Here is a 15,181-nt window from a genome sequence, read left to right as displayed (position 1 = left end):
ATTGGTCTCCATGGTGGTGATCGGGCCGCCGCGCTGCCCGCCGGATACTTCAGGTCGACAACAGTCGGTAGAGATTCTTGTGATCCTCGCGGATATCCGTATCGGAATCCCGCAGCTCCCTGATCTTCCTGCACGCGTGCAGGACCGTCGTATGGTCCCTGCCGCCAAACGCCTCGCCGATTTCGGGCAGGCTGTGGTTGGTCAGCTCCTTGGCCAGCGCCATCGCCAGTTGCCGCGGTCGAGCCACCGACCGACTGCGCCGCTTGGACAGCAGATCGGACAACTTGATCTTGTAATACTCGGCCACGGTGCGCTGGATGTTGTCCAGACTGACCTGTCGGTCCTGCAGCGCGAGCAGATCCTTGAGCGATTCCTTGACCAGTTCGATATCGATGCGTCGGTTCATGAACTGCGCGCTCGCGATCACGCGCTTCAGCGCCCCCTCGAGTTCCCGCACGTTCGACTTGATCCGTTGCGCAACGAAAAACGCCGCATCCGCCGGCAGTTCGACGCCAGCCTGCTCGGCCTTCTTCATCAATATGGCCACACGCGTTTCCAGCTCCGGCGGCTCCACGGCAACCGTAAGCCCCCAGCCGAAACGTGACTTCAGCCGTTCCTCCAGCCCATTGATCTCCTTCGGATAGCGATCGCAGGTCAGGATCATCTGCTGCCCACCTTCGAGCAGCGCGTTGAAGGTATGAAAGAACTCCTCCTGCGAACGCTCCTTGTTCGCGAAGAACTGGATATCGTCGATCAGCAGCGCGTCGACCGATCGATAGTAGCGCTTGAAATCGTTGATCGCGTTGAGCTGCAACGCCTTGACCATATCGGCGACGAACCGCTCCGAATGCAGGTAGACGATCCGTGCGCTCGGATTGCGCTCCAGCAGCGCATTGCCGACCGCGTGCATCAGGTGCGTCTTGCCCAGACCCACGCCTCCATAGATGAACAGCGGGTTGTAGGCTCCTCCCGGGTTCAGCGCCACCTGCTGTGCAGCCGCCCGCGCAAGCTGGTTGCTCTTGCCTTCGACGAAACTCTGGAACGTATAGTTGTCGATCAGGAAACTGTTGTGCCCGGGCGTGATCTCGGCATCCGACTTGCGGCTCATCGCCACCGGTGGCGGGGGCGGCACTGCCCCCATCGCAGCGCTTGCCGGCAAATCACGTGCCGCCGACGGTGGCGCTGCGCGCTGCGTCGCCGGCAACGGCACCCGTTGCAATGCATCCGCCGCACTCTGGGTATCGAGCTGCACCGACGCGATCCGCCCACCGGAGACCTCGATCACCAGCTGCCGGATACGGTCGAAGTATTTCTCGTGAACCCAATCCTTCACGTACCGGTTCGGTGCGATCAGATGCAGCTCGACTGCGGTTTCCTGTGCCCGCAACGGCCGGATCCACGTATTGAACTGCTGCGGCGACATCTCATCGCGTAGAAAACTGCTGCAGCGCTGCCAGGTCACATCCATATTCTTCTGATCATCTCTCTCGCGCAACAGAGCCCACGAAGCCTCGCCCGTGACCCTGAATAACTCGGCGCGCGCAGTGTATCGTTTTCCACAGAACTTATACACACACCCACAGGAAAATTTTTAACTTTGAATTTTTCCTGTTTTGAATCAGGTCATTACAAGAACATAAAAGCGCGCACGAACGAGAATCAGACTGGCTTCCGAATGACGAAAATGTGTATATCCTGTTGATATCTTCTGGATCTCCTGTCTGCTTCCTGTTCTCCAGCGCATGCGCCGCAAGCCGCACCCCACCGCACGTACCGATCACTGCACTGCCTTTGCACTCCTTGTTCATCGTGTAGCCCGTTGATATGCCGTCTTATCTCCGACTTGTACACAGACCGACCCGCACCCGTGAGGTCGCGCCCTGATACCCTGTTCACATCACATCATCGACCCGCCACCGATCCGTCCCATCCACGCAAAATTCCCGCCGGAGAGCACCGCTTTCATTTGCTCCCATCGGCGGATTTCACTAGAATCCCGCGTCTTTTTCGACGATCCGCTCCAGGAGCGAGGCGAACGCACCATGAAGAGAACTTTTCAGCCCAGCAATCTGAAGCGCAAGCGCACCCACGGCTTCCGTGCCCGTATGGCAACCCGCAATGGCCGGCTGGTACTCAGCCGCCGTCGTGCCAAGGGCCGCAAGCGGCTTTCGGCCTGAGCGAACGGCTCACGCGATGCATGGCAGGCGCACGCTTCCAGAAGCAGTTGCGCCTGCTCGACAGCGCACAGTTCAAAGCTGTTTTCGACGGTGCCGAAACGCGCGTTTCGTTGCGCGAACTGCTGGTCCTCGCGCGCCCGAATGCGCTCGATCACCCACGCCTCGGAATCGTCGTCGGCAAGAAGAACTGTCGGCTGGCCTCTTCGCGCAACCGGGTAAAACGGCTGATCCGCGAATCCTACCGGCATCACCAGGAGATGCTGGCAGGTCTCGACATCATCGTTCTGGCACGGCGCGGCATCGCTGACCTGGACAACGCCACCATCAGCAGGAGTCTGGCGAAGTCATGGACCCGGCTCGGCAAGGCAGCACAGCAAACCCCGTCTCGATCGTGCGACGCGCCTGCGTCGCCGTGATGATCGGCGTCATCGACGCCTACCGCTATCTGCTCAGCCCGTGGATCGGCCAGCACTGCCGCTTCGATCCAACCTGTTCCCGCTACGCGCGTGACGCGATCCTGAGCCACGGCCCCCTCGTCGGCGCCTGGCTGGCGCTGCGTCGCCTCTCGCGCTGCCATCCCTGGCACCACGGCGGCTACGATCCCGTGCCCGCACCACGCCCGGACCGCGCGCCCTCCGTCAACACCAGACCGGAACCCCATACCTAGATGGATATTCAACGCAACCTGATCATCGTCGCGCTCATTCTGGTCTCGGGATTCACCCTGATCGAGTGGATGCAGTACCGCGCTGACCACACCCCTGCGGCCAGCGTGGTCACCGACGCGGGTACGGCTCCGGCTTCGCTCGCACCCGCACTCGATCCGGCCGCGATCCCCACCGAAGTCGCACCCACCAATACCGGTGCGCCCGACCTGCCTGGGGCCACCCCGAGCGCCGAAGCCATCGCGCCCACGACTACCGAAGCGGCCACGACGATACGCGTCGTGACCGACACGTTGATCCTCGACATCTCGCTGCTCGGTGGCGACATCACCCGCGTCGCGTTACCGCAGCACAGCGCCAACATCGACCGTCCCGATCAGCCGTTCGTGCTGATGCAGCAGGACCCCGGTGCGGTATACACCGCCATGAGCGGCCTGATCGGCGCCAACGGCACCGACACCGCGCAGGGCCGTCCGCGCTTCATCGCAGCCGACGCCCGCTACGAGCTTGCGGCGGGACAGGACACGCTCGCGGTCGACCTTCGATACGAGGCCGTCGACGGCGCCCGGATCACCAAGCGTTTCGTGTTCCATCGCGGCAGCTACGTCGTCGACATGGACTACCTGATCGACAACACCGGGTCCCAACCATGGCGCGGCGCCATGTTTGCCCAACTCAAGCGCGACGGCCGCCCGGATCCGGGCGCCAGCGGCGGCAAGCTCGGCGTGCAGCCATTCATCGGCTTTGCCACCCACACTGCCGACGAGCCGTACCGCAAGTTCACGTTCAAGGACATCGCCGAAACACCGTGGCAGGCGGCGAACCAGGGTGGCTGGATCGCACTGGTCCAGCATTACTTCATCGGCGCCTGGATTCCATCGCCCGAGCAGACCAACAGCTTCGCGATGCTGCACACCCAGAATGGCGACAACATCGGCCGCTTCACATCGCCCGAAATCGAGATTGCTCCCGGCACCACCGGTCGCTTCACATCACGTTTCTACGCCGGCCCCAAGGACCAGTACCAACTGCGCCAGATCTCGCCTGGCCTCGAACTCACGGTCGATTACGGCTGGCTGTGGTGGATCGCCCAACCGCTGTTCGCGCTGCTGTTCTTCTTCGCCACCGGCCAGTTGCATATCGCTGGCTGGAGCGTCGACCTTGGCGCCGGCCTCGGCAACTGGGGCGCCGCGATCGTGCTGCTGACGGTGCTCGTAAAGGCCGTGTTCTTCCATCTCTCCGCCACCAGTTACAAGTCGATGGCGAAGATGCGCAAGCTCCAGCCGAAAATGCTCGAACTGCGTGACCGCTACGGTGACGACCGTCAGAAGCTCTCGCAGGAAACGATGGAGCTCTACCGCAAGGAAAAGGTGAACCCGCTCGGTGGCTGTCTGCCGATCCTGATCCAGATGCCGGTGTTCCTGTCGCTGTACTGGGTGCTGCTCGAGAGCGTGGAGCTGCGGCACGCACCGCTCGCGCTCTGGATTCGTGACCTCTCCGCGATGGATCCCTACTTCGTACTGCCGCTGCTGATGGGCGCGTCGATGTACTTCCAGCAGAAGCTGAACCCGCCGCCGCCCGATCCGATACAGGCGAAGATCTTCCAGTTCATGCCGGTCATCTTCACGGTGTTCTTCCTGTTTTTCCCGGCAGGCCTGGTGCTCTACTGGCTCGTGAACAACCTGCTGTCGATGGCCCAGCAGTGGGTGATCACCCGCCAGATCGAGCGTGCCCCCTGAACGCCCTGGCCCTGCTGATGCGATGAACCCCGCGGCCGCTACCGACACGATCGCCGCGATCGCGACCGCCTCGGGGCGCGGCGGCATCGGCATCGTTCGCGTCTCGGGACCTCAGGCCGCCTCGATCCTCGCCCGTGTCTGCGGCGTGCTGCCTCCTGCCCGCCACGCGCATTTCAGCGAATTCCGCGACCCGCTCGCGGAAGCCGCCGATGCCACGATCGACCACGGCATCGCCCTCTTCTTTGCGGCGCCGCACAGTTTCACCGGCGAGGACGTTGCCGAATTCCAGGGTCACGGTGGTGCAGTCGTCACCGATATGCTGCTGCGTTGTTTGCTGCGCCTCGGCGCGAGACTCGCGCGACCGGGCGAGTTCAGTGAACGCGCGTTCCTGAACGGCCGCCTCGACCTCGCGCAGGCAGAGGCCATCGCCGACCTGATCGACAGCGCGACCGAACAGGGTGCGCGCAACGCGATGCGTTCGTTGCAGGGTGCCTTCTCCGCGCGCGTCGACGAACTCCTGCAGCAACTCGTCTCCCTGCGCACTTTCGTCGAGGCAAGCATCGACTTTCCCGACGAAGAGATCGACTTCCTGTCAGACGGCGACGTCTCACGCCGCCTGCACGCGCTGCGTACGCAACTGCTCGCGGTCCACGCCACCGCGCACAACGGCGTGCTGGTTCGCGACGGCATCACGCTGGTGCTCGCCGGGCGCCCGAATGCCGGCAAGTCCAGCATCATGAATACGCTCGCCGGCCGCGACACCGCGATCGTGACCGCCGTACCGGGCACCACGCGCGACGTGCTGCGCGAGCAGATCGCCATCGACGGCCTGCCGTTGCACATCATCGATACCGCCGGCCTGCACGACAGCCCCGACGCGGTCGAACAGGAAGGCATTCGTCGCGCACGCCAGGAAATCGCCCGCGCCGATCACCTGTTGCTGGTCGTCGACAGCACCGCCGAAGCACAGCCCGACGCGCTGCTGCAGGAACTGTTCAGCGCCGAACACGGGCAACTGCCACCACTCAGCGTCGTGCTGAACAAATGCGACCTCTCCGGACTTCCGGCGGGAACCCGTCCGGGCGCCACATCACCGACGATCGCCGTATCCGCGCTGACCGGCGCCGGCATCGACGATCTGCGCGAACACCTGAAACGCCTCGCCGGTTACCACGATGTGTCTGCCGGTGACTTCTCCGCGCGCCGCCGCCACCTCGACGCACTGCAGCGCTGCTGCGACGCCGTGGACGCCGGACTCTACGCGCTCGACGACCATGCCGCCGCCGAGCTGCTCGCCGAACACCTGCGCGACGCGCAGCACCACCTCGGCGAAATCACCGGACACTTCAGCAACGACGACCTGCTGGGGCGGATCTTCGAGAGCTTTTGTATTGGAAAGTAGGTCCACTTCCAGAGAGCCCTGGTGCAATCCGATGTCGTGCTGTAAAGGGAAAATCCGGCCGCGCGTTGCCGGTGAACAGCGCAACGACGCGGTTCTGGATGCAGCACCTTGCGCGCTTCGAGAAAGTCGCGAAAACACTCGATCTTCCACAGCGTCTCATCCGCAGGAATCCATGGTGCGGCGGCGAGCAGGTCCTGCAGCGAGCCTTGCGTGCCCTCGATCTGGCGGGAAAGCACCCGTATCGGTGCGACCTGGCTGCGTCGAATATCTGCGCCGCAGGCGCATTCAAATTCCTGCTGTCGAAGTCGCTGATGCGCCCATAGAAGTGCTTGCGGAAATCAAAGTGCTCAGCGCCCGTCGTAATCACGGCTCGCGCATAGGCTTGGGCGGAACCAAACGCGTACAGATTGGGTTACCGCGACGCGCGAGGCCGCATCGCTGCCAACAGCGTCTGCTGAAACGCCTTGCAGCCTCTATCGTCGACATCGGTCTCACCGGTTTCGACACCTTCAGGCCGCACCCAGCGCGGTCAGGTCATCACGGTCGGTGCGGCGTCGTGGCGACCACGACCTCACCTGCCAGGATGCCGTGGTTGGTGATCAGCCTGTTGCGCACGCGCTCGAAACTGGAAGTGCGGGCGGAATACAAAATCCTGAATGTCAGCGCGTATTCAGTACTGTACGGGCGTCCATGCTGCCGCGCAGCGCATCGGCCATCTGCCAGAGCCGGGCTTCGTAGCCCACCGTCGCACCACTGGACTCATTGCCGGATTTCTTCCGGGTACTTCTCGCCATTACATGTCCATCTATTTATATACAGGACCTGCTCCTGAGCAGGGTTTCTACGCGAACGCCGCCCGGTACAGCGCCTGGTAGGCTTCGGGAGTCAGTTCCGTGGTGATCGGCAGCCCGGAGGCGATCTGGAAATTGCGCAGTGCATCCCGCGTGCGCCTGCCGATCACGCCGTCGATCTTGCCAGGGGAATGGCCGAGCACCAGCAGCGCCGCCTGCGCGGTCCGCATCTCGATATTCGGCGTGAAACCGGATGAAAAGCGCGCGTATTGCACCTCGAGCTTGACGTCGTAGTGATTCGCCGCGTAGCCAGCGCCGTTGTAGCCGCGCGCGAACTTCTCCCAGTTCCTCGCGCGCAGTGCTGCATCCAAGCCGGTGCTGCGTAGGAAGTTCGCCATGGCCAGCAGTTGTGCATCCTCGTTGGCGACCATCGCCGTTACCATCGCCGCCGCACTCGGGAATCCCGCGAGTTCATGGTTGAATCCCATGACCTGTCCGACTCCCCACGACGCCGACTTCAATGCGGGCTCCTCGCCCAGGTTTGCCGATCGACATACCTCCAGTGCTCGTTCCAGCTTCTCGTACTGCTGCGCAAGACTTCCGTAGCCCCCCGCAGGACCCGAGATGGCCGGTTCGCTTGCATCGAACCGCCTGTCGGTGAATCCGCGAAACTTGTGTCTTTCGAAAAGTATCTGTGGCCTGCGGTCGACGCGGAACCCGAAACCCTGCGTCAGACCCGCCGTCTCGACCTCGAAAACCGCCCACAGTGCCGCCGCCTCACCCGGATTCATCCGCAGCGCATACAACGCCGCATCGAGCCCGTCGCGTGTCATCGGTATTGCCTTGCCAACGAAGTTCATGGTCATGCCCTCGAAACGAACTATTGAACCCGGTTCAGATCCCACTCTTTCAACGGATGACGCAGGAATCACTCACCTGATCGGCCTCTTCTTCCATTGCTCGCCGGAGTATAGGCACCGTCTCCATCGGAACCAACACGCCGCCAGCAAGCTGTGGATAAGCTGCCTGTATCCGGTGCTGGAGCCACCCCGCAAGATCACGGCATCGAAGCGCCGCGCAAATCGTCCACCATCGATGCAGCGGTATCACCCCTGCGGGCGCGCAGCAAATCCCCATCCTGGAACAGACTGCAAGCTGTTGGGTTTGAACGACAAACGCCGTTTTTCCACAACCATGAACCGGCTCAGTTACAACCATTTCCTTTTCTTCCTTCTTCATTCATATATGTATAAATACCTTCTTGGGGAATTGCCGAACGATATAATCGCGCCCCGCTTCCCGAGGTAAGCCCATGAACCATCCGACGCAGTACGGCGTGATCGTCGTCGGTGGCGGTCACGCCGGCACCGAGGCAGCGCTTGCCAGTGCGCGCATGGGCGTGCCAACGCTGTTGCTCACGCAGAGCATCGAGCAACTGGGCCAGATGTCGTGCAATCCGGCGATCGGGGGTATAGGCAAGAGCCATCTGGTTCGTGAGGTCGACGCACTGGGCGGTGCGATGGCACGGGCTACCGACCTCGCCGGGATCCAGTTCCGTGTGCTGAATTCCCGCAAGGGTCCGGCCGTGCGCGCCACCCGCGCCCAGGCCGACCGTGTGCTGTACCGTCATGCCATCCGCTCGCTACTCGAGACGCAGCCGTGCCTCGATCTGTTCCAGCAGCCGGTCATCGATCTGATCGTCGAGGGTGATCGCGTCTGTGGTGTGCTCACCCAGATGGGAATCAGCTTTCGTGCCGAGGCCGTGGTTCTGTGCGCCGGCACCTTTCTCGGTGGCAAGATCCATATCGGACTGGAGAACTACGGCGGCGGGCGTGCAGGTGATCCGGCCTCGGACCGGCTGTCGCAACGGCTGCGCGAACTGCCGTTTGCGGTCGGGCGTCTGAAGACCGGCACGCCGCCGCGCATCGATGCGCGCAGCGTCGACTTCAGCGTGATGCAGGAACAGCACGGCGATGACCCGGTTCCAGTCATGAGCTTTCTCGGGCATCCCGCGCTGCATCCGCGCCAGGTGTGCTGCCATATCACGCATACGAACGCACACACACACGACATCATTCGCGCCTCGCTCGATCGTTCGCCGATGTACGCGGGTGTGATCGAGGGTACCGGCCCGCGCTACTGTCCGTCGGTCGAAGACAAGATCGTGCGTTTTGCCGACAAGGATTCGCACCAGGTCTTCCTCGAACCCGAAGGCCTCACCTCGAACGAGCTGTATCCGAACGGGATCTCGACGAGCCTGCCGTTCGACGTGCAGTTGCGTCTGGTGGCGTCGATCCGCGGCCTTGAGCGTGCACACATCACGCGCCCGGGTTACGCGATCGAGTACGATTTTTTCGATCCACGCGGCCTGTGGCACACGCTCGAGACGCGGCACCTGCGAGGGTTGTTCTTTGCCGGGCAGATCAACGGCACCACCGGCTACGAGGAAGCGGCCGCGCAGGGGCTGCTGGCCGGTCTCAATGCCGGCAGACGGGCGCTGGGGCGGGAGCCCTGGTACCCACGCCGTCATGAGGCGTACCTGGGAGTGCTTGTCGACGATCTGGTGACGCTCGGTACCAGTGAGCCGTATCGCATGTTCACGAGCCGTGCCGAGCACCGGCTGCTGCTGCGCGAGGACAACGCCGATTTGCGCCTGACCGCCATCGGCCGTGAGTTCGGGCTGGTCGACGATGCGCGCTGGCAGGCGTTCTGCGTGCGCCGTGATGCGATCGAAGGCGAACGCTCACGCCTGCAGCACACTCTGGTGCGTCCCGGCAGCGCCGAGGCACTTGCCTATGGCGATCTCGGACAGCGCGAACTCGGGCGCGAATACCGTCTGATCGAACTGCTGCGCCGCCCGGAAGTGTCGTATCGGGATATCGCAGCGATCAGCGGTGACAGTGGTGTGAGCGCCGACGTTGCAGAGCAGGTCGAGATCCAGTGCAAATACGCCGGTTACATCGAACGCCAGCAGCAGGAGATCGAGCGCCTGCGCCGGCACGAAAATACGGTGCTCAGCGCGGATTTCGACTATCAGGCGGTTGCCGGGCTGTCGCATGAGGTGCGCCAGAAGCTGGTTGCCGTTCGTCCGCAAACGCTGGCGCAGGCCGCGCGCATCCCTGGTGTGACGCCGGCAGCGATTTCGTTGTTGCTGATCCACTTGCGCAAGCGCAGCGCCGCTGCCGGCAGCGCCAGCGCATGAGCCGCTCCGTCGCCGCCACGGATCCCGAACTTGCCGATACGCTGCATGCCGGACTGCGCACCCTCGGTCTCGCAGTCGACCCCGCGCGCTGCGAGCGTCTGCTTGCGTTCATCGCCTTGCTGGCTCGCTGGAACCGCGCCTACAACCTCACGGCGATCGACGATCCGCTCGCGATGGTTTCACGTCACCTGCTCGACAGCCTCAGCATCGCCCCTCACCTGACAGGGCGGCGCGTCCTGGACCTCGGCAGCGGTGCAGGACTGCCGGGAATTCCGCTCGCGATCTGGTTTCCCGAACACGAATTCCATCTGCTGGACAGCAACGGCAAGAAGGTGCGCTTTCTGTTCCAGGCCAAGGTCGCGCTCGGGCTTGGCAATGTCAGCGTGCATCATGCGCGCGCCGAAGCATTTCGTGATCCGGCCGGTTTCGATTGCATCACCAGCCGCGCGTTTGCGCCGTTGGCAGACATCCTGCGAGTCAGTGCCCACCTGCTCGCGCCGGGTGGCTGCCTGCTGGCGATGAAGGGACGTCTGGGCGCTGACGAGCTTGTCGGGGTGCTCACACCGTATACTGTGCGCTCGCTGATCGAACTGCGCGTTCCCGGAATCGAGGTACAACGGCAGTTGGTCAGGATCGAGCGCCAGGAAGCTACCGTGCCGTGACCACCATCGCGATAACCAATCAGAAAGGCGGCGTGGGCAAGACCACGACCACCGTGAACCTGGCCGCCTCGCTTGCCGCGAACGCCCAGCGCGTGTTGCTGGTCGACCTCGATCCGCAAGGCAATGCCACCATGGGCTGTGGTGTGGACAAACACGCGCTCGATGCCTCGGTCTACGAGGTGCTGATGCAGTCGCGAACCGTCGAGCAGGTTCGCCAGCGCGCGCCCGAAGCGCCTTTCGATGTGTTGCCGGCCAACGCCGACCTGACGGCCGCCGAGGTTGAGCTGCTCGGTGTGAGCAACAAGGAAAACCGGCTGCGCTATGCGCTTGCGCGCGTCAGGAACGATTACGACTACGTACTGATCGACTGCCCGCCGTCGCTGAACATGCTGACGATCAATGCGCTGGTCGCGGCCGACAGTGTGCTGATTCCGGTGCAATGCGAGTACTACGCGCTCGAAGGCCTGTCGTCGCTGCTGAACACGATCACCCGCGTGCAGAAGACCCTGAACCCGCAACTGAAGATCGACGGACTGCTGCGCACCATGTACGACGCCCGCAACTCGTTGACCAACGAGGTTTCGATGCAGTTGATCGGGCACTTCGGTTCGCGTGTCTATGCGACGCTGATTCCGCGCAACGTGCGTCTGGCCGAGGCACCGAGCCACGGCCAGCCGGCCCTGATCTACGATTCTGCCTCGCGTGGTGCGATCGCGTACCTGGCCGCAGCCGCCGAGATGCTGCGTCGCCACGGAAGAAGTGCCACCGCCAGTCCACCGATCACCGCAACCACAGGCGAAGCGCGACCGTCGGCCAGCTCTCACGAGGAACAGTGATGGCAGTGAAGAAACGTGGACTCGGCAGAGGGCTCGATGCACTGATCGGTGCTGGCTTGTCCGACCCGACAGCGCGGACAGGAGATTCGACAGGGAGCGGCGAGCGCGACAGCCTGCGGCAGTTGCCGGTCGAGATGATCCGGCGCGGTCGCTACCAGCCGCGGCGTGACTTCAACCCGGAGGCGTTGGAGGAACTCGCGAACTCGATCCGCAGCCAGGGTCTGCTGCAGCCGGTCGTGGTGCGGCCGATGCCCGGCGGGGAGTTCGAGCTGATCGCCGGAGAGCGGCGCTGGCGCGCGAGCCAGATGGCGGGGCTGGCGGATATTCCCGCCATCGTGCGCGACGTTCCCGACGAGGCGGCGATGGCGCTGGCGCTGATCGAGAACATCCAGCGCGAAGACCTGAATGCGGTCGAGGAGGCGGTTGCCCTGCAGCGCCTGCAGCAGGAGTTCGGCCTGACCCACGAGCAGATCGCCGAGGCGGTGGGCAAGTCGCGGACCACCGTGACCAATACGATGCGCCTGCTCGGGCTGGTGCCGGAGGTGCGCGATCATCTCGAGGCGAGGCGGCTCGAGATGGGACACGGACGTGCACTGCTGACCTTGCCAGCCGAGCAGCAGCTCGCCGTGGCACGCGAGGTGCTGGAAAAGGACCTCACGGTCCGTGAGACCGAGGCGCTGGTGCGGCGCATGCAGGCCCCACTGCGCAGCAAACCCCCCGCGGTCGAGCCCGATGCCGATATCCGTCGGCTCGAACGCGAACTGTCCGAGATTACCGGTGCGGGCATCGCGATCGAGCACCGGTCCGGTGGCAAGGGGCGGCTCGTGATCAGTTACTCGAGTCTCGACCAGCTTGACGGATTGTTACGTTATTTCCGCCCCGAGCCCGGTTGAACGCACCGAGGCATATCCATATAATCCCGCCCCGATCTGGCGCCCGGTTTACCCTGTGACGAGGTGCCCGGTGCATGCCGGTGGTGCTCGGGGATGAAGCCAGGCAGGATCACGGGTTCGCCGCCACGGCCATCGTTGTGGCGGGTGTGGCTGGCAGAATTCGGTTTACTCATCGTAGCCGCAGTGGCGGCGGGTCTGGTCGATCCGTTGGCCGGAAGATCGCTGCTGATCGGCGGCTTGCTCTTCCTGCTGCCCCAGGTGTGGTTCGGCTGGAGAGTGTTCCGGCACCGTGGAGCCGCTGTCGCACGGGAAGTGGCGCGCGGGTTTTATCGCGCCGAGACAGGCAAGTTTCTGCTGACTGGCGCAGGCTTCGCCGCGGTGTTCGTCGCTGTACGGCCGCTGCATGCAGCCGCGTTTTTTGGCGCGTACATCGCCCTGTATGTCATGAACATGGTCTTGCTCGCCCGCCATCGCGAGCTTTGACACAGGCCAGCACAACGGGCGGACGGGGAGTCAGAGGAGCCTTATGTCGGCAGAAGCCCAAACTCTGAGTGGGTACATCACCCACCATCTGACGAACATGACTTATGGCAAGCTCCCGGCCGGCAGCTATTGCGACGGCGAGCACGTCATGGAGCAGACTGCCTGGACGCTCGCGCACTGTCCGGAAGAGGCCGGTGCGATGGGTTTCACGGCGATCCACCTCGACAGCATGGGCTGGTCCATCGTGCTCGGCGTGCTGTTCTGCTGGTTGTTCCGTCGCGTCGCGCTGCAGGCGACAGCCAACCAGGGCGCGCCGCGCGGTCTGCAGAATGCCGTCGAGATGATCATCGAATTCGTCGACAACACGGTAAACGACATCTTCCATCACAGGAACCGTCTGATCGCACCGATGGCGCTGACGATCTTCGTGTGGATCTTCCTGATGAACCTGATGGATCTGCTTCCGATCGACTGGCTGCCTCGCACAGCGGCCACCGTCAGCGGCAATCCGCATCTGTACTTCAAGATCGTGCCGACCACCGACCCCAACGTCACGCTCGGCATGGCGTTCACGGTGTTTTTCCTGATGGTCTTCTTCACGATCAGGGAGAAAGGCGTGATCGGCTTCGTGAAGGAGCTCACGCTGCACCCGTTCCACGCACCGAAGTGGTATTTCAACGTCTTCCTGATTCCGGTCAATCTCGTGCTGGAAACCGTCTCGCTGATCGCCAAGCCGATTTCGCTCGGCTTGCGACTGTTCGGCAACCTCTATGCCGGCGAGATGATCTTCGTGCTGATTGCCATCCTGTATGGCTCCGGCGTGCTGCTTGGCGCGCTGGCCGGTGTGCTGCAATGGGCGTGGGCCGTGTTCCACATCCTGATCATCACACTGCAGGCTTTCGTGTTCATGGTGCTGACCGTCGTCTACATGGCGATGGCACACGACGTTCCGGAAGAACACTGATTCCGATCCACCTTCACCCGTAAATCTTCATACCTGTTGGGAGTACATCATGGAACAAGCTCTGACCTACATCGCCGCTGCACTGATGATCGGTCTGGGTGCTGCCGGCACCGCCGTCGGTTTCGGCATCCTTGGCGGCAAGCTGCTCGAAGGATCCGCTCGCCAGCCCGAAATGGCACCGATGCTGCAGGGCCGGATGTTCCTGATGGCCGGTCTGCTCGACGCCGTGCCGATGATCGGCGTCGGTATCGCGATGTACCTGATCTTCGCCGTCTGATCGGACAGCGATCAGCAGCGGTCCGCTTGACAGCGGTTAATCCGATCGCAGGAGTGCCGGCGTGAACATCAATCTGACACTGATAGGCCAGTCCATCACCTTCCTGATCTTCGTGTGGTTCTGCATGAAGTTCATCTGGCCCTTCATCCGCAGGGCCATGGATGCGCGCACGGAGCGCATCGCGGATGGGTTGGCAGCTGCAGAGCGGGCCAATCGCAACCTGGAGCTGGCACAGGATCGTGCATCCAGCCAGCTCAAGGATGCGAAGGTCGAGGCTGCCTCGATCATCGAGCAGGCAAACCGCCGCGCGGCGCAGATCGTCGACGAAGCAAAGGATCGCGCCCGCGAGGAAGGCGAGCGCATCAAGGGTGCCGCACAGGCGGACATCGAGCAGGAAACCAACCGGGCCCGCGAGCAGTTGCGGGTGCAGGTCGGTGCCCTGGCGGTGGCCGGTGCCGAGCGCATCCTGGGCCGGGCCATCGACGTCGGCGCGCACCGCGACATCGTCGACCAGCTTGCCCGCGAACTCTGACCGAGGCGCGACACATGGCAGAACTGATCACTCTCGCGCGCCCTTACGCCAGGGCAGCATTCGAGCAGGCGCTCGCGAGCGCGGCGCTGCCGGCGTGGACCAGCGCGCTGGCGACGGCGGCCGAGGTTTCCCTGGAGCCACGCGTGGCTTCGCTGATTGCCTCACCGTCGCTTACCGCCACGCAGAAGGCCGATGTGCTGATCGGGGTGTGCGGTGACGACGCGCTGCCGGTACCAGCACGCAACTTCATTCGTGTGCTGGCAGAGAACAAGCGTCTGCCGCTGTTGCCGCAGGTGCATGAGCTGTTTCTTGCGCTCAAGGCCGCGCAGGAGCAATCGGTGGATCTCGAAGTCACCAGTGCGTTCGAGATCGCACCGGAACAGGCGACACTGCTCGCCGACGTGATCGGCAAGAAGCTGCAGCGCACGGTGCGCGTGAGCAGCTCTGTCGACAAGGCTCTTATTGGTGGCGTGGTCATCCGCACGGCCGACATGGTCATCGACGGTTCCGTACGCGGTCGCCTTGCGAAGCTATCCGAAGCAATGAATTCCTGACGGG

17 protein-coding genes are annotated in these 15,181 nt (G+C 63.2%); 14 read left to right on the top strand and 3 right to left on the bottom strand.

Features of this window, described 5'->3' with window-relative positions; translation table 11 throughout:
- Window positions 1-49 precede the first annotated feature (49 nt).
- Entirely contained in the window at window positions 50-1,468 is a 1,419-nt protein-coding gene (dnaA, locus tag H7A12_10035) for a chromosomal replication initiator protein DnaA (GenBank protein ID MCP5321148.1), read from the bottom strand.
- Window positions 1,469-2,042: 574 nt separating this feature from the next.
- On the opposite strand from dnaA, the gene rpmH reads away from it, so the two are divergent.
- From rpmH to mnmE, 5 genes are read left to right on the top strand one after another with little or no spacing between them, the layout of a single operon-like run.
- Window positions 2,043-2,177, top strand: a complete 135-nt coding sequence (rpmH, locus tag H7A12_10030; GenBank protein ID MCP5321147.1) for a 50S ribosomal protein L34 — start codon at window positions 2,043-2,045, stop codon at window positions 2,175-2,177.
- A gap of 20 nt (window positions 2,178-2,197) precedes the next feature.
- Window positions 2,198-2,593, top strand: a complete 396-nt coding sequence (locus H7A12_10025; protein ID MCP5321146.1) for a ribonuclease P protein component — start codon at window positions 2,198-2,200, stop codon at window positions 2,591-2,593.
- Window positions 2,524-2,844: a membrane protein insertion efficiency factor YidD gene (gene yidD, locus H7A12_10020; protein MCP5321145.1), complete on the top strand. Its 321-nt coding sequence runs from the start codon at window positions 2,524-2,526 to the stop codon at window positions 2,842-2,844. The genes H7A12_10025 and yidD overlap by 70 nt, the downstream gene beginning before the upstream one ends.
- On the top strand, window positions 2,845-4,581 hold the full coding sequence (gene yidC, locus H7A12_10015) for a membrane protein insertase YidC (GenBank protein ID MCP5321144.1): 1,737 nt from the start codon (window positions 2,845-2,847) through the stop codon (window positions 4,579-4,581).
- A gap of 22 nt (window positions 4,582-4,603) precedes the next feature.
- Window positions 4,604-5,983, top strand: a complete 1,380-nt coding sequence (mnmE, locus tag H7A12_10010) for a tRNA uridine-5-carboxymethylaminomethyl(34) synthesis GTPase MnmE (protein ID MCP5321143.1) — start codon at window positions 4,604-4,606, stop codon at window positions 5,981-5,983.
- Between the two features lie 841 nt (window positions 5,984-6,824).
- Here the strand turns inward: mnmE and H7A12_10005 are convergent.
- Together H7A12_10005 and H7A12_10000 are read right to left on the bottom strand one after the other, a co-directional pair.
- Entirely contained in the window at window positions 6,825-7,607 is a 783-nt protein-coding gene (locus H7A12_10005; protein MCP5321142.1) for a DUF3380 domain-containing protein, read from the bottom strand.
- Between the two features lie 76 nt (window positions 7,608-7,683).
- Window positions 7,684-8,013: a hypothetical protein gene (locus H7A12_10000; GenBank protein MCP5321141.1), complete on the bottom strand. Its 330-nt coding sequence runs from the start codon at window positions 8,011-8,013 to the stop codon at window positions 7,684-7,686.
- A gap of 73 nt (window positions 8,014-8,086) precedes the next feature.
- Between H7A12_10000 and mnmG the strand changes: the two genes are divergently transcribed.
- The 9 genes from mnmG to H7A12_09955 all read left to right on the top strand — a co-directional run bounded on the left by mnmG (window position 8,087) and on the right by H7A12_09955 (window position 15,177).
- Entirely contained in the window at window positions 8,087-9,976 is a 1,890-nt protein-coding gene (gene mnmG, locus H7A12_09995) for a tRNA uridine-5-carboxymethylaminomethyl(34) synthesis enzyme MnmG (protein ID MCP5321140.1), read from the top strand.
- Complete coding sequence (gene rsmG, locus H7A12_09990) at window positions 9,973-10,638, top strand: 16S rRNA (guanine(527)-N(7))-methyltransferase RsmG (protein MCP5321139.1); 666 nt, start codon at window positions 9,973-9,975, stop codon at window positions 10,636-10,638. Before mnmG ends, rsmG begins: the two co-directional genes overlap by 4 nt.
- Entirely contained in the window at window positions 10,635-11,474 is an 840-nt protein-coding gene (locus H7A12_09985; GenBank protein MCP5321138.1) for a ParA family protein, read from the top strand. The genes rsmG and H7A12_09985 overlap by 4 nt, the downstream gene beginning before the upstream one ends.
- The gene (locus H7A12_09980; protein ID MCP5321137.1) at window positions 11,474-12,367 is read left to right on the top strand and encodes a ParB/RepB/Spo0J family partition protein; all 894 of its coding nucleotides are present in this window, start codon (window positions 11,474-11,476) and stop codon (window positions 12,365-12,367) included. Before H7A12_09985 ends, H7A12_09980 begins: the two co-directional genes overlap by 1 nt.
- A 144-nt stretch (window positions 12,368-12,511) precedes the next feature.
- Window positions 12,512-12,850, top strand: a complete 339-nt coding sequence (locus H7A12_09975; GenBank protein ID MCP5321136.1) for an ATP synthase subunit I — start codon at window positions 12,512-12,514, stop codon at window positions 12,848-12,850.
- Window positions 12,851-12,893: 43 nt separating this feature from the next.
- Complete coding sequence (atpB, locus tag H7A12_09970; GenBank protein ID MCP5321135.1) at window positions 12,894-13,814, top strand: F0F1 ATP synthase subunit A; 921 nt, start codon at window positions 12,894-12,896, stop codon at window positions 13,812-13,814.
- A gap of 49 nt (window positions 13,815-13,863) precedes the next feature.
- A complete protein-coding gene (atpE, locus tag H7A12_09965; GenBank protein ID MCP5321134.1) occupies window positions 13,864-14,091 on the top strand; it encodes a F0F1 ATP synthase subunit C in 228 nt (75 codons plus the stop codon).
- A gap of 61 nt (window positions 14,092-14,152) precedes the next feature.
- Complete coding sequence (locus H7A12_09960) at window positions 14,153-14,623, top strand: F0F1 ATP synthase subunit B (GenBank protein MCP5321133.1); 471 nt, start codon at window positions 14,153-14,155, stop codon at window positions 14,621-14,623.
- A gap of 14 nt (window positions 14,624-14,637) precedes the next feature.
- Window positions 14,638-15,177 carry a F0F1 ATP synthase subunit delta gene (locus H7A12_09955; GenBank protein ID MCP5321132.1) on the top strand — a complete coding sequence of 180 codons (540 nt, stop codon included), beginning with the start codon at window positions 14,638-14,640 and terminating at the stop codon, window positions 15,175-15,177.
- The last annotated feature ends 4 nt before the right edge of the window (window positions 15,178-15,181 follow it).

It is taken from the genome of Pseudomonadales bacterium, assembly GCA_024234165.1.
Taxonomy (GTDB): Bacteria; Pseudomonadota; Gammaproteobacteria; order Pseudomonadales; family UBA5518; genus UBA5518.
Note: the sequence above shows the minus strand (reverse complement) of the source record. Positions and strands in the feature narration are given on the sequence as shown.